Source organism: Limnochordia bacterium (genome assembly GCA_023230925.1).
Lineage (GTDB): Bacteria > Bacillota > Limnochordia > DUMW01 > DUMW01 > JALNWK01.
In genome coordinates this window covers 1-18,969 of record JALNWK010000054.1, presented here as the reverse complement: position 1 = coordinate 18,969, position 18,969 = coordinate 1, and the positions used below count along the sequence as shown (strand labels likewise).

The 18,969-nt window shown below is 48.6% G+C and carries 18 protein-coding genes, 1 tRNA gene and 2 pseudogenes; 2 read left to right on the top strand and 19 right to left on the bottom strand.

Annotation, left to right across the window (positions count from 1 at the left end; genetic code table 11):
* Positions 1-123: 123 nt before the first annotated feature.
* The 15 genes and pseudogenes from M0Q40_10675 to M0Q40_10605 form a co-directional block, all read right to left on the bottom strand.
* Positions 124-267: pseudogene (locus tag M0Q40_10675) on the bottom strand (rod shape-determining protein).
* Positions 268-655: 388 nt separating this feature from the next.
* Complete coding sequence (gene spoIIID, locus M0Q40_10670; GenBank protein ID MCK9223060.1) at positions 656-913, bottom strand: sporulation transcriptional regulator SpoIIID; 258 nt, start codon at positions 911-913, stop codon at positions 656-658.
* Between the two features lie 101 nt (positions 914-1,014).
* Positions 1,015-1,791 carry a M23 family metallopeptidase gene (locus tag M0Q40_10665; GenBank protein ID MCK9223059.1) on the bottom strand — a complete coding sequence of 259 codons (777 nt, stop codon included), beginning with the start codon at positions 1,789-1,791 and terminating at the stop codon, positions 1,015-1,017.
* 48 nt (positions 1,792-1,839) lie between these two features.
* Positions 1,840-2,688, bottom strand: a complete 849-nt coding sequence (locus M0Q40_10660; GenBank protein MCK9223058.1) for a hypothetical protein — start codon at positions 2,686-2,688, stop codon at positions 1,840-1,842.
* Between the two features lie 25 nt (positions 2,689-2,713).
* Entirely contained in the window at positions 2,714-3,811 is a 1,098-nt protein-coding gene (gene wecB, locus M0Q40_10655; protein ID MCK9223057.1) for a UDP-N-acetylglucosamine 2-epimerase (non-hydrolyzing), read from the bottom strand.
* Between the two features lie 53 nt (positions 3,812-3,864).
* A complete protein-coding gene (locus tag M0Q40_10650; protein ID MCK9223056.1) occupies positions 3,865-4,908 on the bottom strand; it encodes an undecaprenyl/decaprenyl-phosphate alpha-N-acetylglucosaminyl 1-phosphate transferase in 1,044 nt (347 codons plus the stop codon).
* A 14-nt stretch (positions 4,909-4,922) separates the two neighbouring features.
* Positions 4,923-5,366, bottom strand: coding sequence for a cytidine/deoxycytidylate deaminase family protein (locus M0Q40_10645; GenBank protein MCK9223055.1), 444 nt, complete (start codon positions 5,364-5,366; stop codon positions 4,923-4,925).
* A 111-nt stretch (positions 5,367-5,477) separates the two neighbouring features.
* Complete coding sequence (gene rpiB / locus M0Q40_10640) at positions 5,478-5,924, bottom strand: ribose 5-phosphate isomerase B (protein MCK9223054.1); 447 nt, start codon at positions 5,922-5,924, stop codon at positions 5,478-5,480.
* A gap of 105 nt (positions 5,925-6,029) precedes the next feature.
* Positions 6,030-6,392 (bottom strand): annotated as a pseudogene (locus tag M0Q40_10635) (low molecular weight protein arginine phosphatase).
* 69 nt (positions 6,393-6,461) lie between these two features.
* The gene (locus M0Q40_10630; GenBank protein MCK9223053.1) at positions 6,462-7,487 is read right to left on the bottom strand and encodes an L-threonylcarbamoyladenylate synthase; all 1,026 of its coding nucleotides are present in this window, start codon (positions 7,485-7,487) and stop codon (positions 6,462-6,464) included.
* A gap of 53 nt (positions 7,488-7,540) precedes the next feature.
* Positions 7,541-8,416 (bottom strand): peptide chain release factor N(5)-glutamine methyltransferase, encoded by an 876-nt coding sequence (gene prmC / locus M0Q40_10625; protein ID MCK9223052.1) that lies wholly within the window; start codon positions 8,414-8,416, stop codon positions 7,541-7,543.
* On the bottom strand, positions 8,417-9,487 hold the full coding sequence (prfA, locus tag M0Q40_10620; protein ID MCK9223051.1) for a peptide chain release factor 1: 1,071 nt from the start codon (positions 9,485-9,487) through the stop codon (positions 8,417-8,419).
* A 43-nt stretch (positions 9,488-9,530) separates the two neighbouring features.
* The gene (locus M0Q40_10615; GenBank protein ID MCK9223050.1) at positions 9,531-10,421 is read right to left on the bottom strand and encodes a DUF1385 domain-containing protein; all 891 of its coding nucleotides are present in this window, start codon (positions 10,419-10,421) and stop codon (positions 9,531-9,533) included.
* Complete coding sequence (locus tag M0Q40_10610) at positions 10,381-11,310, bottom strand: TrkA C-terminal domain-containing protein (GenBank protein MCK9223049.1); 930 nt, start codon at positions 11,308-11,310, stop codon at positions 10,381-10,383. Before M0Q40_10610 ends, M0Q40_10615 begins: the two co-directional genes overlap by 41 nt.
* Before the next feature lie 117 nt (positions 11,311-11,427).
* Positions 11,428-12,222, bottom strand: coding sequence for a histidinol-phosphatase HisJ family protein (locus M0Q40_10605; GenBank protein ID MCK9223048.1), 795 nt, complete (start codon positions 12,220-12,222; stop codon positions 11,428-11,430).
* 108 nt (positions 12,223-12,330) lie between these two features.
* Between M0Q40_10605 and M0Q40_10600 the strand changes: the two genes are divergently transcribed.
* Positions 12,331-13,482 carry a DNA polymerase IV gene (locus M0Q40_10600; protein ID MCK9223047.1) on the top strand — a complete coding sequence of 384 codons (1,152 nt, stop codon included), beginning with the start codon at positions 12,331-12,333 and terminating at the stop codon, positions 13,480-13,482.
* Positions 13,483-13,518: 36 nt separating this feature from the next.
* Here M0Q40_10600 and codY read toward each other — a convergent pair whose 3' ends face one another.
* Complete coding sequence (gene codY, locus M0Q40_10595; protein ID MCK9223046.1) at positions 13,519-14,304, bottom strand: GTP-sensing pleiotropic transcriptional regulator CodY; 786 nt, start codon at positions 14,302-14,304, stop codon at positions 13,519-13,521.
* Between the two features lie 570 nt (positions 14,305-14,874).
* Between codY and M0Q40_10590 the strand changes: the two genes are divergently transcribed.
* Positions 14,875-14,961, top strand: a tRNA-Leu gene (locus M0Q40_10590).
* Positions 14,962-15,183: 222 nt separating this feature from the next.
* On the opposite strand, the gene M0Q40_10585 is transcribed toward M0Q40_10590, so the two are convergent.
* The 3 genes from M0Q40_10585 to ltrA all read right to left on the bottom strand — a co-directional run bounded on the left by M0Q40_10585 (position 15,184) and on the right by ltrA (position 18,436).
* On the bottom strand, positions 15,184-15,861 hold the full coding sequence (locus M0Q40_10585) for a hypothetical protein (protein ID MCK9223045.1): 678 nt from the start codon (positions 15,859-15,861) through the stop codon (positions 15,184-15,186).
* A gap of 472 nt (positions 15,862-16,333) precedes the next feature.
* On the bottom strand, positions 16,334-17,002 hold the full coding sequence (locus M0Q40_10580; protein MCK9223044.1) for a hypothetical protein: 669 nt from the start codon (positions 17,000-17,002) through the stop codon (positions 16,334-16,336).
* Positions 17,003-17,155: 153 nt separating this feature from the next.
* Positions 17,156-18,436, bottom strand: coding sequence for a group II intron reverse transcriptase/maturase (gene ltrA, locus M0Q40_10575; protein ID MCK9223043.1), 1,281 nt, complete (start codon positions 18,434-18,436; stop codon positions 17,156-17,158).
* Between the last annotated feature and the right edge of the window lie 533 nt (positions 18,437-18,969).

The following is an 18,969-nucleotide window of genomic DNA, read 5'->3' as shown; positions in this document are numbered from 1 at the left end:
CAAGGAAGAGACTATCGCCATACGAACTTAAAGAAATCTACTCACTTTTTGTGATCCTGAAAGGCCATGCAAACTAGCAATACTATCAGCCTTGGCAAATCAGCTTGCCTGATCTAGGTTAAAGGCCTCGTGACCTACAGCCACAACATCGTCGTTCTCCGTGCTTACAGCAACTACAGCTGGTTCCTGGACAACAACACCCTTATTATCCACGTAAACTAGTACATTAGCCGTACCTAAATCTATCCCAATACGCGTAGCGAACACACAAGAGGCTCCCTTCCCTGTGAACCAACGGACATGAACTTGTCTATCACCTTTTTCGACACTAAACTAGCATTTCCTGCTAATTCCAGGATTCCTGGCTCATCTTTGTAGAAGACAAAGCGAGCCGGAAACACTAGCTCGCCGTCTATCATCTTGAAGAGACTGTTAGAACACATCACGGGAAGAAAGCTACCGAGCACAGATTATCCGGGACGACGAATACAGAATAGATCCATCGTCCCTTGTTTTTTCTATGCTAATTACCCCACTACCTGAGAATGTCAGTAGCTACTACTAGACCAATGTCTTCTTCCGATACTGACTATCTTCTCATAATGCCACAACCCTTCATCCCCCCGCACAACGGGGAGATGAAGGGCGGCTTTTCCTAAGCAATATCCGCATCCTTGTACTTACGCCGAGTCGCCTCGCCACCACGTAAATGTCTTTCGGCCTTGTTTAACTGAAGAATCTTGGCCACCTGCTTGGCCAGTTCAGGATTTACACTCGGAAGCCTCTCAGTAACATCCTTATGTACCGTGCTTTTACTGACGCCAAAAACGGTGGCGGCCTGCCGGACAGTCGCTTTTGATTCAATAATGTAGGTACCTATATCTACCACTCTTCTGCGGATGTAGTCTCGCATCTACCCCGCCCCCTCCACCACTTGCTAATTAATGTATATTGCAGGGAGAAGGCAAATATGAATCGGAAATCCGAGAGGTAACTGCTGACCTATCTACACTTCTAATGCGAGGACGATACAACAGCCGCCCCATCAAACCGGACATACTTGGTGGGATCTTGCGCCTGACCACGGTAAAACACCTTCCAGGTTAGTAGACCCGAACCAGCACCAGTCTTTCTGCCGATGGTCTCTCCTTGGACAACCACTTGGCCATCTGAAACCAACACGGCGTCAAGATCTTCGTAGATTGTCTCCCATCCATCCCCATGGTCGATCTTGATCTTGGTACCTTCAAGTACATGGACCATGCCTGAACCGGAAGCGGCAATGAGCTCCTGATGGGCAGAGAGAACAACACCATCAAAGTAACGCCAATCTCCATACTCAGGATGCCTCTGCCATCCGAATCCAGCCATAAGCTGACCAGTTACAGGTAACGCAATTGCCCAAGGATCAAAGGGATCTCTTTTCACCTCTGGCGCCTTATTGACGGGTTGCTTCTCGGAAGTCTCTCTCATAGTCGTCACCGCCGGCCAATTGATCTCCAACTGACCAAGCCACGGACATGCTCCCTCTACAGTCAACTTGCTGCGGGGAATCGCTACTTGCTGTGATTGCTGGGGTTGTTCCGAAAATAGTTGGTCTAGCTCGGCCAGATAACGGCCGATGACCACCCTCTGGATCACATAAACGCCCCCCACAACAATGCAGACTACCACCGCCCATCGCCAGAGGTAAGGCCTCCACTTGGCCAAAACCTGTAACATTCTACCAAACTTAGACTTAAGAGTATTCAGTCCACAATTTACGTGTTTTCGTATATTTAGTCTTGCCATGAATCCACCCCGCTACTTATTCTCCCCACATTTTCCAGTTTCATACATCTATTTCTCTACTTTTAGGGTGGCATCTATGGAAGGAATACCCACATTAAGCATGGTGACATCATTGGTCGGATCATAGGTGGATCTTATCTGTATATTAATCGCCCCGATCTTTGGTACCGTGACTCGTTCCACTAGACGGGGCGAAAAAAGAAGAAGCTCCTGTTGGTCGGATGTACTACCACTACTTAGCCTACATTCACCACCGATTTCCTGCAGGAAGACGGCGATCCGCTCTTCCGTCAGATGCCCCGGGAGCCATGCCTCAAAAACCATGCGGAAGTCTTGCACAGTCCCAGATCTCTTGCAGGCCTGCTTCACTTTGCGGCGGGAGGACCACACATCTAAGTTGCAGTCTTCCCCACCCTCGATCCAGTTAACCGCAAGCCGGGTTTCCTTCTCCAGTTCATCATAGTACCAGTGTTCTCCTCCGAAGGATTGGGCCACCGCCGATACAGTAAGATACTTATCCTCCCCATGGGCCCGCACCCGGTTAATGCCTTCTTCCGCCTCGGCAGTAAGCTGGAGCCTAGAGGCTCTAATCCCTAGGTCCCCGGCACATGTTACCGCTACATCCTTTAGCTCTCCAAGGCTAAGGTATTTGTTCGTCACAAACACATCGGTGGTGATTTGCAGGCTCGTTACATAAGCCCCGGCCTGTTTTAGACCCCACAAAACCGGGTATTCCAGCAGCCCCTCTTCCACAACCCGAACCCCTTGGTGCATCAAGATCAAATACACACACCAAATACCCACCAAACGGAGTACCACCCGCAGGATCGTACTCACCATTCTTTTTTGACTCTTTTCCTTTGGTGTTTCGGTATGTACGGGCTGTTCTAAGGACATCTATCCCACGTCCTTCAATTATTGCTCAAATTCGGTAATCCTCGGGACGGTGCGGTGTCTTGTTGAAGTAATAGTAAATTGCGTCCTTGATCCGTTCGCTCGCCTTACCATCGCCGTAGGGATTGGGCGCGCTTGCCATTTTATGATGTCTTTCCTCATCTTGTAGGATGGCAGAGACTTCCCGGTAGATATTTTCCCTTTCCGTTCCTGCAAGAACCAGATTGCCGGACACAACACCCTCGGGACGTTCTGTGGTGTTCCGCAGTACTACAACGGGCACATTCAATCCAGGGGCTTCCTCCTGAATTCCCCCCGAATCGGTCATGACTAAGTAGGCCCGCTGCAATAATCTTGCAAAGTCACTGTACGCGGGTGGTTCGATTAGGCAGACCCGTTCCACGTCCCGAAAGGCCCTCATCGCCTGTTCCATCACCTGGGGATTACGATGCACAGGGAAGATCACCTGAATATCAGTAAATTCCTTAATAATCGATTTGACTGCTTCGAATATCTGTTCCAGACCCTGTCCCCAACTCTCCCGGCGATGGGCAGTGAGAAGAATCGTACGACAAGATGGATCAATCAATTGCTCCAGGGAGCTATCGGAAAACCTCTGATCTTGGGAAACGACATGGTGCAACGCATCAACTACGGTATTGCCTGTCACAAAGATCCCTGCACTTGGTATATTCTCCGCTAACAAATTCTCCTTAGCCATTATGGTTGGTGCAAAATGTAGATCCGCAAGACACCCAGTGATCCGACGATTCATCTCCTCAGGATAGGGATTGAATTTATCATTGGTTCGCAGTCCTGCTTCCACATGACCAATAGGTCTTTTGGCGTAGTAACCCGCCAAAGCAGCGGCCATGCTTGTAGTAGTATCTCCATGGACCAGTACCAAGTCGGGATTCTCTTCAACCATGATCTCCTCAAGACCCGCCAAAACCCGGTTAGTTACCTGGGTAAGTGTTTGACCTTGCCGCATAATATTCAGGTCATAATCCGGTTGGATGGCGAAGATATCTAGTACTTGATCTAGCATCTCCCGATGCTGACCCGTGACAACCACCACCGGACGGAGATCTTTCTCCCTTTGAAGTGCCAGGACTAAAGGTGCCATTTTTATTGCTTCCGGCCGTGTACCGAACACCAACAGTACGGATATTTGTCCTCTCACTGGCTTCCCCCTCTTCTAAATGCACGGGTATACACCGTTTCTTTGTCCCATGCTTCGGTTGGTATTACTCCAAGCCACAAAGCCACCTGTGTATAGGCATAGGCAATCAACAAAGCTGCTAACGGCGACATCCAGACTGGTATATAGCCCAACCCCAATGCAACGCCACTACCTAGGAAACTCACTGTTATGAGTAAGGCTGAAGCCGTCGCAGATGACCCCATCTTTTGAGCTAACCGGTGGTGTACATGCTCCCTGTCACCAATGTAAAAGGGGATGCCCCGACATGTGCGCCTATAGATCGCCCAACAAGTATCAAGAATAGGAACTGCCAAAACAATAAAAATAACCGCCGGATTAAAGGCTTGGGCCCTTGACAACCGGGATAGCAATACAGCCAACATAAATCCTAAGCTCATGGCACCAGCATCACCTAAGATGAGCTTGGCCCGGGGAAAGTTAAAGGGTAAAAACCCGCTTACTGCCGCCGCAGTTGAGACCACAAGCACGGAATCATGATCTAAACTCAGGCCTTTCAGGGATATATACAAAAACAAGCAAATAGAAAGGCTGATACCTCCGGTGAGCCCATCTAATCCGTCAACAATATTCATCACGTTAACTACTGCCACAATCCATATAACCGTCAAAGGATAGGCAAGCCATCCAAGGATATAGGCCTGTCCGGTAAAAGGGCTAGTAACTGATTCAATTAACACCCCACCGGCAACAGCTATTACAGCAATAATGATCTGGCCTATGAGTTTGGGTAGTGGTCTTAGTTCGTAGATATCATCATAGACCCCTAACCCGAGGATCAAGATCACCGGCAGAATATTGAACACAGAGCCCCAACGATTAAGGAGGAAAGTAGACAGTACTCCCAGGACAATGGCGATACCACCACCATTTGCCAACGGAATCCGATTCATGCGGCGATCATTGGGTTCATCTACAAGCTTGAGTCTAGGTGCCCACAGATATAGAAGGCCACTGCAAAGAGCGCTCAAGCAAAAACTCAACATCGCCACCTTAAGCATTGGTCTACGGCCTCCTATGGACGTACAGCATCAATCTTTATGCCGGCCTCATCTAGAAGCTGCGCTGCCGCCTCATCGGGATAGTCGCCACCATATACTACCCGCACAATTCCAGCATTGATCAACATCTTCGCGCATAGAACACAGGGTTGATGGGTTACGTATAACGTACTATCCTTAGTACTTGTACCATACAAGGCCGCCTGGATAATCGCGTTTTGCTCCGCATGGATCCCCCGGCAAAGCTCATGCCGTTGTCCCGAGGGAATAGCCTGCTGTTGCCTTAGGCATCCAACCTCCAGGCAATGGGGCAGATTGGCGGGAGCACCATTATAGCCCGTTGCAATGATCCTCTTATCCCTGACAAGCACTGCTCCTACATGACGGCGCAAGCACGTGGATCGCTTGGCCACAAGCTCAGCAATCTCCATGAAATACTCATCCCAACTAGGACGCAAAACGCGCACAGAATCATCACAAACCCTGCACACAGGTGCTCAGGATTAGGATAACCCTGTTCCCCCCTCTCCATCGCTTGGATAAAACTTAGGTACCAAGCCCATTACCGCCTACATATTTTCCAAACCCATCATTTTGTCCACCCGTCGCCTATGCCGCGGATGATCTCCTTGAAACTCCGCACGTAGCCAGGTATCAACAAGCTCCAGTGCTAGGCCTACACCCACAACCCTAGCACCGAGACAAAGAATATTGGCATCATTGTGTTCTCTACTCGCCCGGGCGGAAAAGGTATCACTGCAAACCGCCGCCCGAATCCCGCGCATTTTATTTGCGGCCATACACATGCCTATCCCTGTACCGCAAACCAAAATGCCCCGCTGACACTTACCGCTAGTGATCGCCTCGGCGACCTTCACGGCAAAATCAGGGTAGTCCACAGATTGATCGGAATCTGTCCCCAAATCCATATATTGTATATTTAGCGTCTGAAGATACTCTGCAATGGCAGCCTTCAGCTCCACACCTGCATGATCACTACCTAATCCAACAATCACTTCAAAACCTCCCACCAAACTCCTTCGACCGCTAAGCTCAGCAATCAACGCGTCAATCGCTCGCTCAATTTGCTGGGCACTCTCCCGGTAAACCTCCAACGACTGTCCAAAGGGATCTGCAATGTCTAGATCTTCTGGTTCTCGATCGATGATTCCTGCCTGAGGTTGTCCTAACCTGACATACTCTTTTAGGGTAAACAGCTTATCCCGTACCCAGGGATACCTTTCTTCAATTAGCTGTTTGTGTCCCCGGGTCATAGTAAGAACCAAGGTTGCCCGCTCTAGGTCCGAAGTAGTAAGACGCTTTGCTCGATGGTTCTGTAGACTAATACCATAGTCCTGTGCCATCACCCTTTGGGCGTTCTTGCTAGCTGGCTCGTCCAAGCCAGCCGCGATTCCGCAGGATGCAACTTCGATACCAGTAATACCCAAGGCTTTCAGTTTGGATCTTAGCAAACCCTCTGCCATGGGGGAGCGACATGTATTGCCGGTACAAACGAACAGAATGGTCTTGATGAAACTCACTCCCTTGGTATTTTACAAAACCTTACCCCCTGCGGCCTTCCGCAGACGATTCATCACAGCAAAGCCTAATCCCTTTTCTTCAATCCCTTGGACCACAATATCATCTATGCCGCAGGAGTCCATTTTCCGTAATAAACTGTACAAATTGGCTGCAACGGTAGCTGGTTTCTCTGCTTGCCCCATTACCTCCAAGTGAATCCGACCATTGGTATAGGCGGCAATACTCTCTGCCGGAGCCATAATCGCCACCCGCTTCCCTTCTTCAACCAGCCGGTTGGCTAGGGAACTTACCCTTTGCTCAACAGCATACCTGTGCAATACCAAATACACATTGGCCTTAGGAGCGTAGTGGCGGTACTTCATACCCGGGGCCCTTGCAACGCGCACCGAGCCATCCTGTTTAATCAAGGAAGGGTCCATCTCCACTCTACCTAGAATTCCCCTGAGTTCTTCTAGGGTGATTCCACCGGGCCGCAATACCATGGGCGGTGTGCTGGTTAGATCCAATACCGTAGATTCCACGCCGATCCCTGTCGCCCCACCATCAATAATACAGTCAATTTTTCCTGCAAGATCCGCTAGAACGTGGGAGGCGGTTGTTGGGGAAGGCCTCCCTGAAATATTGGCACTCGGGGCTGCAACCGGCACCTTTGCGTGAGATAACAACGCCAAGGCAACAGCGTGATCGGGCATACGTACGGCTACGGTATCAAGCCCGCCCGAAGTTCTTAGGGGAATTTGCTCGCTCTTCTTAAAGATTAACGAGAGGGGACCGGGCCAAAACCTTTGCATCAGTACTTCGGCAGAGGGTGGGATCACCTCCACAATAGAAGACAACTGTTCAACCTCGGCGATGTGTACGATCAGTGGGTTATCCTGGGGTCGACCCTTCGCTTGGAAGATGCCCAAAACAGCCTCATCGTCGAGGGCATTTGCACCTAAGCCATAGACGGTCTCTGTGGGAAAGGCTACAAGACCACCTTCCCGCAAAGTCTGGGCGGCTTTGTCCAACTGTTCTAGATTGATCCCCCCACACATATCAAACAGTAAAGTGTCTTTAGAACCCTGCAACTAGTTACACCTCTTAACAATCATTTCTTCCGAAAAGCTAAGACCCGCTCAATGCCAGCGTAGTCCTTCTGGAGGCCATCGAAGGACCAAAAACCTAGAGCCTTAGCAATATTACAGATATGCTCCCTTTGACCTTGGCCGATTTCTAAGAACAAAAGTCCTCCGTCCTCCAAGTGAGGTGGTGCCTCCTGAAGAATACGTCTATAAAAGTCAAGGCCATCAGCACCTGCTTTCAGCGCCATCTCTGGTTCATATTCCCGCACATCCCGGGATAGCGTCTCCCACATAGAAATCGGAATATATGGGGGATTACTAACGATCAGGTGCGCAGGACCAAAGCCACCTGTATCTGAAAATAGATCACTTTGTACGAATAAACACCGTTCTAGTACGTCATGGCGTCTGGCATTTCTCCGGGCTAAGTCCAAAGCCTGCTCACTAATATCAAGACCTAAGACTAAAGCCTTTGGTAGTGCATGGGCAATAGATACCGCAATGGCCCCGCTACCCGTACCTAAATCGATAACCCTTACCGGCGTATCCCCAAGGTTGGTCGACACCCACTCAAGAACAGACTGTACTAGTATTTCCGTTTCCGGCCGGGGAATCAGCACATGCTGGTTGACTTCCAAGGATAAGGACATGAACTCCCTATGACCGATCAGATAAGCAACCGGCCAATGCTTGGCCCTTCTTGAGATCAACCTGCGGTAACAGTTTAATTCAGCTTCAGTAACCGGACGATTGTAATAGACATACAACCAGATTCGTTCCAAACCAAGACAATGAGCTAAAAGCACTTCGGCATCAAGCCTGGGATTGTCCACCCCGGCTTTGGCCAGATATTCGGTAGATAAGGTTAAAAGCTCCATCACCTTACGACTTTGTCCCCCCATCTACGCTTCAACCTCCAGATTCTGTAGACGCAGTTTCTGCTCGGCCTCAATCAACGGTTCAATAATCTGATCCAATTGGCCTTCCATCACTTGTTCTAAATGATACAAGGTTAGGCCAATGCGGTGATCGGTCACCCGGCCCTGGGGAAAATTGTACGTGCGAATTCGTTCAGAACGTTCCCCGGTTCCCACTTGGCTACGCCTAGCACTGGATAACTTTTCCTCTTGCTCCTGCTGGATTTTATCCAATAATCTAGCTCGCAGGATCCGCATCGCTTTATCCTTATTCTTATGCTGCGACTTCTCATCTTGACACGATACCACCATACCCGTAGGAATATAAGTAATTCGCACTGCAGAATCGGTGGTATTTACGCTTTGGCCTCCGGGTCCTGTGGATCGAAATACGTCGATGCGAATATCTTGGGGATTTATCTCCACTTCCACTTCCTCTGCTTCGGGCAACACGGCCACCGTCGCTGTGGAAGTATGAATTCTCCCACTAGCTTCTGTTGTGGGCACCCTTTGCACACGGTGTACACCACTCTCATATTTTAGTCTGCTATAGGCGCCTTTACCGGCGATGGTAAAGATCACCTCTTTAAAACCATCAAGACCCGTCGTATTAGTACTCATGGTCTCGATCTTCCAATTCTCTGCTTCCGCATATTTTGAGTACATCCGGAAAAGGTCCGCGGCGAATAAGGCGGCCTCGTCCCCTCCAGCACCAGCGCGGATCTCCATAATGACGTTCTTATCATCATTCGGGTCCTTAGGTAGCAGAAGTACCCGTAAATCGGAGACAAGCCGCTCCTTCCTGGCTGTAAGCTGCTCAAACTCATCATCTATTAGGGCTTGCATCTCTGGGTCTTCCGTGGACATACTCTCTAGATCTGCAAGCTCCTTAACAGCTTCTTTATACTCTCCATAAAGCTCCACCAAACGGCCCAGATCCGCGTATTCCTTCGCATATTGTGTATATAATTGCTGTTGGCCAATTACCTTTGGATCGCCAAGCTTCTCCGTAAGCTCCTGGTACCGTTTGACGGTATTTTCTAATTGATCAAACATCTAGATAACACCCCGTCTTCCAACCTTGACAACCTCTGAAGAATCAACAAACGTTCTTAACTCCTTCGGCATCCTGCTTTAACACTGACTTCAACGAACAAATGGCCACTTCGATCTGATCGTCTTCAGGCTCCCGGGTTGTGAGTTTCTGTAAGAGTAAGCCCGGTTTCGCGATGAATCTCACCAGGAGACTAGCATCCTTCCTACCTGCCACCTTGATTACTTCATAGGACAAGCCAGCAACCAAGGGGAAGATGGCCAAGTGAACCAACACCCGAGTCAGGAAGGGAGGTCTACCGAAAAAGGAGAAAATGAAGACACTAACAAAAAACACAATCAAGATGAAATTTGTCCCACAGCGGGCGTGAATGGGACTATGTTTGCGCACATTGGACACGGTTAGTTCCTCACCGTTTTCGTAACAGTTGATGGTCTTGTGCTCAGCGCCATGATACTGAAACACCCGCTTGATATCCGCCATGAGGGAAATCACCGCAATATAGGCAACAAAAAGGGAGATCTTGATGGCACCCTCCACCAGATTTAGTAGAACATTACTTTGTACATGGGCCTGTACGAAACGCAACAAGAAGGCGGGCAACGCAATGAATATGCCCACGGTCAACAGCAGCGCAAGCCCCATGGTCAAAACTAGTTCCTTTGTGCCCAACTCCTCACCCTCATCTTCGGCAAATACACTTGCGGAGTAGTTTAGGGCTTTGATGGAAATGACCAACGTCTCAACCAAAGAGACCGCTCCCCGGATAATCGGCCATTTAAGAAAGGGATACCTATCTGCCACCGGATGCAACGTCTGCTCATCCAGAACGATGCTATGGTCATTGCTGCGTACAGCAATTGCCATGGTCCTTTGTCCTCGCATCATGACTCCTTCAATTACCGCCTGGCCCCCGTAACTGAACTTCTTGCTCATCGTCTTTGCTCCTTCTTGCTGTGGACAGCAAATCATCTACTTGATGCTTCGGTACCCATATGACAACCTCATCATGGGGAAGAAGATAATCCTTCCCACCGGGTGATGTAATATGTTCATGACCCCGCTGAATCGAAAGCACATGGGCGTAAAAACGTTCCTTGATTGCAATCTGAGCTAACGTCCGCCATGCAAATTCGCTGCCTTCTTGTACTGTTAGCGAGACAAGGGTCATGTTATCACCTGTCCCCATTACTTCATTGAACGGCTTGTATTCCAAGGGCTGATCGTACGCGGAACTCTTAAGATAACGATAGCCGCGAGGTAAACACAGGCGTGTCAATATCCCCACCAAAAGACCAACTCCCCAACCCGCCAATAATGCACCGAAGGTCCCGTAGGATACAATCAGACTGACCTTTAGCACTGTTCCCAAAAGCTCCTCGGCCACAAGGGGAGCGGTAACGATCTCACCAAATACGCTAAGGCCAGCAATCATCCCTACATACCCAGAAATATTACCCTTTGTAGCCACCGCAATGCTATATCCTAGGCCCGCGGTGAGTACTGCTCCAAAAAAAACGGGCAGACCTAAACGGGTAATGGTGCCAAAGGCAATCCCAATGAGCAGACCTTTAAGTAAGGTCAGCGCCGTTGCGCTAATTCGCGGAATGACTACCAGTACAATTTGCTTAACCGCCGCCCAACGGGTTTTGAGATTCGGCATGGCAACCATTAAGTCAAAGGGTAAAAGGGCTACAAAAATCGCCACAAAGGAAGAAGTAAGCCCAGGGAAATTGTGTACCGAATAGTAGGCTAAGCCCACAGTAAACGCCCGAGCAAACGATATTAACCTCACAGGCCATTTTGGCTCTGTCTTTCTCCCCATGATGACCCCCCCGGAACCCTCGATATTTGGGCCCTAATCTAACGATAGGGCAATTTGGTTGCCTTTGCAACACCTTCTATGGAAAATACCATGCCAAGCCGAGCATATTCTACCAACCTACCGTCCTAAGGGAACCATGATCCTGCTTCGTCCCTCAAAAGTTGCAATTTCATTATACCCAATATCTGTAAGCATCTCAACGGTTTTGTCAAAGGCAAAGGCTACATGTTCAGGGTGATGGGCGTCAGAGCCGAGAGTAATCGGAATACCCAGTTCCCAAGCCCTCTTAATGATTAGCGGTCCGGGATAGGATTCCCCAGGCCTAGTCCTAAACCCAGCGCTGTTGATTTCCAGACACGTATCTTCTTCGGCCATGGCTAAAAGCGCAGGCTCAGCAAGCTCTAGAAGGTTCTCGGGTACGGAACAATACAGCTTAGGCACATCAAAATGGGCAATCACATCAAAAAGGCCACTGGCTACTGCCTTCTCCACCACAGGGAAATACCGGGCAAACACCTCTTCCGATGAGAATCGTCGATAAAACCCCTCATCATAAAGACTGTAGGGACGAGCAAAATGAACCGAACCAATAACATAGTCAAAGGGAAAGGACAACACTTCGGCAATCTCCCTTTCCTTCTCAGGAAAATAGTCTACTTCGATACCTAGTTTTATCGGAACATCGGGATACGTCTTCTGAATGTCCCGAATACACTCTACATAACGTTCAAGCCGGCCAAGCGGTTCTTTTAGATACTGATAGGGATAATCCAATGGCAAATGAAACAAAGGTAAATGGCCCGAGAAACCGATCTGATCAAGCCCCTCCTCCTGAGCCTTCTGCACGTATTCCTCCGGTTTTCCTTGGGCATGACCGCACAAAGGTGTATGCATATGGTAGTCGACTAACATAACAAGCCTCCATTCTACGGACTATTATATCCTACTCCTTGGACCGAGCTTCAACATTGTTCTTCCATGCTGCCCTTGGTATAATATTATTCAAAGGAGGGTGCCCCGATGGCAACAATACTCCACGTAGACCTAGACGCCTTCTTCGCTTCGATTGAACAACGAAGGAACCCGCAGTATCGGGGCAAACCTGTCATTGTGGGAGGCTTAGGGTCCCGAGGAGTTGTCTCTACCTGCTCCTACGAGGCGCGTAGGTACGGGATTCACTCGGCCATGCCCATGGCCCAAGCCCGCCGGCTCTGCCCAGGAGGTATCTTCTTGCCCTCGGATATGGATTACTACCAAGAGGTCTCCGCACAAATTCACACCTTGTTCTATGATTTTACCCCAGTAGTCGAACACCTTTCCATCGACGAAGCCTTCCTGGACATGACTGGATGTGAACATTTCTATGAGCAGCTTCAGGATATGGGTTCTGCGGTCAAAGCCAAAATAACGTCTAAAGTAGGCTTGACGGCATCTGTGGGGATTGCACCAAATATGTTCTTAGCAAAACTTGCCTCTGACCTTAAAAAACCCGACGGACTTGTGATTATTAATGAAAGCAATATGCAGACCATGCTGGATCCTTTGCCCGTTAGCAGGATCTGGGGGGTAGGGACCCAAACCCAGAAGCAATTACGCCGCTATGGTATCCAGACCATCAAGGATGTACGGACCAGGACTCCTCAGTTCCTTGAGCAGATTCTTGGTAACGGCGGCCTTCTAATATGGGAACTAGCCAACGGCATCGATGACCGCACGGTAACACCGGACTCCGAGGCAAAATCCATTGGTCATGAGACTACCTTTCCCACCGACATCAGCAACATTGCTGATGTGAAAAGAGTCTTGGCCAACCATGCCGCTGCTATTGGACGCAGATTACGGGCCAAATCCTTATCTGCCCAGACAATCACGCTTAAAGCTCGTTATAGCGATTTTCACACCGTTACCCGTAGCATCACAAAGGATTATACTTTTCAAGATGATGATACGATCTACTATGAAGCCTGTGATCTTTTGGATAAGCTGCCACGCGGAAACAGCCCGTTTAGACTGCTGGGTATCTCTGTATCCCGGCTAACACCTCAACAACAAGCCTCGCTTTTTAACACCCAGGCTAAATACAAGCTAAGCTGCGCCCTTGATCGACTAACGGACAAGTACCAAGCACCTATTGTCTATCGGGGAACGGAAATGAAAAAAGGGCCGAAGTGAAAACTCCGACCCACACCCACACAAGTAAGCCTTGACTTAGGCTCTCTTTTTCTTCAGCTCCGCCGCACCAGCCGGATAAGGATATCTCTGGGCTTCTAGTTCCTTACGAATCTCCTTGTTGAGAATCCTCAAATAGGTACCCTTCATACCAAGTGAGCGAGACTCAATCACATTAGCGGAAGACAGCTTCCGTAGTGCATTAACAACAACTGACCGGGTGATGCCCGCTTCGTCAGCTACTCGGCTCGCCACCAACAGGCCCTCGTCTCCATTGAGCTCATCAAAAATACGCTGCATCGCCACAATCTCGGAATACGATAGACTCCGAATAGCGGAAATGGCCATTTTCCGTTCGGTAACCTCATCCTCTTCCTCTTCACTGACCGCATGGGCCATAATCATGCCGATGATGGTGGAAGCAATTTCCGCAACTAGGCTATCATCATCATTGAACCGCCCGTTTAGCCTAACCATCATGAAAGTACCTAACCTGCGTCCATTACCAACAACAGGACAAATCAGGGCGACCTTGACACCAAGGGCAGTAGCCACATCCTTCTCTGCCGTAAGAGTGCCAACCCGCAGCAACACTTCGTTGTACTCATCAGGTAGTTTGCCGTCCATTAGCCAATCAGAGTCAAAATCAGTGGTTTCATAACCTTCAGGAAGGGCATATCCTAAAACCTTCCCTTTTCGATTGACAACATAAACACAGGTTTCTTCCATTTCTGTAGCTACTACACGCGCAATATCACTAAAGGTTACTTCGTCCCCGTCATTTTGCAATAATTGCGTAATTCTTCGTGTTCGTTTAAGTAACATTGTTTAGCTTCCTTTCTCTTCTATGTTTTGTTTTTGCCCAGTCTAAATATCCAGAAAACTAGATTCCCTACAGACGATCAGCTGTAAAATGCTGTACACGTTAGAATTATACCCCAGAAATCGTATTTAAGTCAAGTTTTCACATGAACATTATACACTTTTCACATAACCTGGTAGGATACCGACAGGGGCCTTTCTGCTATCTTTTCCCCAAGCTGCCAGAAGCAGAAAAACTTGCTACCCCTCGCCAATGATTCTACTATATATGTCGATAATCGACAAACCCTGTAATCCTCTGTTTTCCATACATAGCACTTACTTGCTTCACAATACGTTCTCTAGGCTAATATTCTGTTAGTTTCTACATAATCCGAGGTTTTTCGACAAACCGTTGGTATATCTACGTTTCCGTTGGCTCGCCAAAAGGTTGGGCACACACATGAATTTCACCGGGCAGGCAATACGCCACGGCAACTCAGACATTGCAGTGGCCCCGACCTCAACTTTTTACGAAAGAGTGCCTTGATCTACCATTGGATATGTGCTAAAATCATGATTGTCGTAAATAGTGCCGAAGTGGTGGAACTGGCAGACGCGCTGCGTTCAGGGCGCAGTGGGTGCAAGCCCGTGGGGGTTCGAATCCCCCCTTCGGCACCAACGGTTTGCGGGTTTTGGGTAGGACGGAAAACACCCGAAAATGTGGCAGTAATGTAGCAGTACTGAGTCATGCTAGGACATATAACGAATCAAAAAAGGCCCGGCTTCTGCCGGGCTGTTCTTGTTTGGCTCAATCATCCGTTTCATAATGGATGTTACCAGTAAGATAGACTTTTGATTCTTGAAGCATTTGCTGAGTGATATTCGTGACGGTGTTTCGATCTAGGGCAACCCCCAGATTCGGCCAGGCGCCAGTAGGTTACCTTTATTTTCAAAATCAAACTGAAAATAAGCTCTATCTGTCCCGGTAATAAACCACAACCTAATCCACTCTGTACTTTCGTTTATGATTTGCTCGCCCTCATCATATCTTGGGAACCATATAGACGTAACGGCCAACCAATGTCGCTCCACTAGATCTGCGTCCCCTCCATAGATAAGGTTAGGCGTATAGCGCTTGCCATCACTTGTCTCCAAAACGATTCTGGATATATATGTCTTATGGCCGTCGGGCTCCACATAGCGATAGCCGTGAGATGTATTCGGATCAGCGACTAGGAGTACCCAGAAATGGATCGAATCATCAACATAGATTGCATAGCGCTCGTCATGTTTTTGCGTTTTTTCGGTTGCCGTCCAAAAATTGTGTGCCGCATCTCGGTTGACCTCGGCCTCGATCAGCGCAGGCGTTGTCAAGCTAGCAAATGATAATTCAGTCCATGGGTAGACACTATCACCTTCGGCTGTAATTGGAGCTTTGTGAACCTCGTGAATTTCGTCATAAACCGCGGCCGGATCTCGGTTACCATCCAGCACATACTCCCCATAAGGATATGGTACGGCCCCAACCACCCCTGTCAGCAATAACACTACCAACACCGCAACTGCAATTTGCTTCATTGCATCGCCTCCTTTGGAGATGATTTCCACATGTAAGCCCTCTTTCCCTGCTGGATAACTCGCCTCGGTTAAACTGTCCATTTATCCCAACCATTTATTTTTGAGAGTCTGAAAGAGGGCAGCGGATATGCATTACATGTTTGTCTGGTTGATGCAAATACAGGCCTTGTAAAAGCGCTTCGCCTAGTTGGGTTGGGAACCGAGTGGTCAAACAAATTTAAGGATGCAGTATTACGGCGAAAAGAACAGCCGTTCGACGAACAGGCTTACGACATAGCTTTGCAGAGAGTCTACAGGGTCTACCCAACAGAGAAGCTGGTGGAGCTTGCACTGGACTGTACGGACAACTTCTTTGAGTTGCGGTGTTAAAACCTAGAACCAAAGGCTCTTAGAGCATAAACGTTGGCAGAAAGAATAAAGCCCGGTCAAATACCGGGCTAATCCAACATATGTACATATCGTCGCCAATTGGTCACCACGCTGCTTTAAGTGGTTCATTCAAGTTAGCAAACTCCGTCATCTTTTGTAGTATCTCAAGGAGTATCACGGTGCCATTCGTTGCCACTTCTGTTGACGCCAATTCATCATAAATATGTTTAGAACTGATGGCTTCCATAGGTAAGTCTATGTAAGCATTTTCTGCTTTTCTTACTGCAGCATTTGACGATTTATAGGCAAGCGACATAATCATCGAGAACTCCTCGGGCAGATAGAAAAGAAGTGTGCCTTTATGCCTTTTGCCCGAATCCACCTCAACTGCTTTGACCGCTCGATCCGCTACGTCTGTTGCGGTCGACACCTTGCTTCCGCTTTGATCCAGTTTGAATACCGTTCCGAATGTAGTGGAGTTGAACATGATGGGGGTGACACTAATTATCTTGTTGGCATCACCATCAAGCATAATCAGTTCAAGTTCACTAAATGCTATATCCCTAGAACGAAAAGTGGTTTTTACCTCCGCTTCTACATCTATAGAGAAGCTTCTAGTGCCATTATAATTAACAAACCTTGCATTAGTAAAGGTAAAATGTATGCTGTCATGCGCCAACTCGTTGATCTCTATCGTTGTACACCATGCGTTGCCCGAAAGTACTAGCAGCAACACGACCAACATTAACAGATGTTTACAATATTGTCTCATAGTATACCTCCTTTTATATGTTGGTTCTGTGTAAATCAACAAAATCCTGCAATAGCCCGTCTTTTTGAACACAATCGAGTAGGGTGCCGCTAGGTGATCTTTCCTAGCGGCGGCCCTCTCAAAGAACCGTGCGTACGGACCCGTACACGGCTCCTAACAAGCTTCAGTCGTTGGATAATAACGATGCAAGATGCCAACCTCGTATCCTGCGAGGTTTACTAGACCGATCTTATCAAACCAACTGTTTGGCAATGCCATTGAAAGCAAGGGACTTGCAGAGTTTCTCCATTTCCGCATGGAGAGTTTCTTGAACTCCCCTTTGTACCCCCGCCTACGCAGTTCTTTGTGGAGGGCTTTCCAGCTCTTCCACTCCCTCATTTGTTTCATCCTAAGTCGCCTGCGTATCCACCCCATAAGCTTCCCTACTACCCCTTTGCAGTTTGCCGCACGGAAGTAGTTTATCCATCCCCTTAGGACGGGGTTTAATCTTCTAACCATGGTTTCAATATTCATACCGTGGTTTCTAGGTGTCAGTTTGCGGATAGTGTCTTTAAAGGCTTTAACCTTTCTGGGATTGATGCCTACATACTTACTGTAAATGACAAACCCTAGATATGGGACTCCGTTGTAAGCGCTTGTTATCTGCGTTTTCTCCCGGTTGACGACTAGTTTGAGCTCATCTTCCAGTATCCCAAAGGCTATCTTTTTATACTTCTCCGCTTGGCGTGGAGACCGGGCAAAGATCAAAATATCATCGGCATAGCGTACTATGTGAATACCCTTCGATCTCATCGCTTGGTCGAAGTGATCCAAATAGATGTTAGCAATCAGCGGCGAGATTACCCCACCCTGAGGACTGCCGACTCTTGTATCTTCGTATACGCCGTCCTTCATGACCCCTGACTCGAGGAACTGCCGAATGAGCCGGAGCACTGCCCCGTCACTTATTCTGCGATTGACTCCTTGAAGTATGAGTTCATGGTCTAGACGGTCAAAACATTTGGATAGGTCCATGTCTACCACGTGCTTCAGCCCGTGTTGGTTCATATACCTTTTCGCCTTGGCTACCGCCTGCTGGCAGGACCGCCCCGGTCTGTATCCATAGCTTGATGGATGAAATCCTGGATCAAAGATAGGCTGCATCACATTTAGAAGTGCTTGCTGTACTACCCTATCCTTGATGGTGGGTACACCCAGCGGCCGCTTACTTCCGTCTGGCTTGGGTATCTCCACCCTGCGTACTGGCATCGGTTTGTACGTTTCGGTCTTGAGCTCAAGATGAAGTGCATCAATTTCAGCCTTTAGGTCTTCACCGTAAGCGTCCACGGTCTGCCCGTCTATTCCGGGAGCCCCTTTGTTCGCTTTCACGGCTTCGTAGGCTTCCTCGAGGTTCTTTTTGTTGTATACCTTGTCGATTAGGCTGTAATACTTCATCTTTGCTCCTTCATCTCGCTGTACTTCCTACGTCTCTCCCTTGCATGATCGCAGTTACTTTCCATGGTTTGTGTAGCGTCTCTAGCTCTATGGCAATCTACCACACTCATCCACGGTATTCTGCTGAGCGGACGCAGATCCCAGTTGGTTCGTCACCCCCCGGTAATCCCGTTCCCCTTGGCACTTCAGCCTTGCTTGTCTTCTCTCATGCTCGTTTGTTACGCGGTCGTACACTTTAGTTTGCTTTCGCCCCTTCGCAACTGCTAGCGCTTTTGGCACTAGTAGCTCAGTGCTACATGAACACTGTCCCCTTAGTCTTACCCTCCGGTCTGTTACCAGCCTTCACAGGCTAAGGGTTCATAACTACTACGGACTCATCTGCCACCCTACACCACTTCTTCTCTCCCTTACCTTTCGGCTTGTTCGAGCTTACCAAGTCGACTTGGATGGTGTAGGGCTTCCCCAGGTAAGTCTGCCTGCCTGAACATGAATCCGTCCGTCCTAACCCCTTAGGTTGTCTAGCTTCTGGGCTT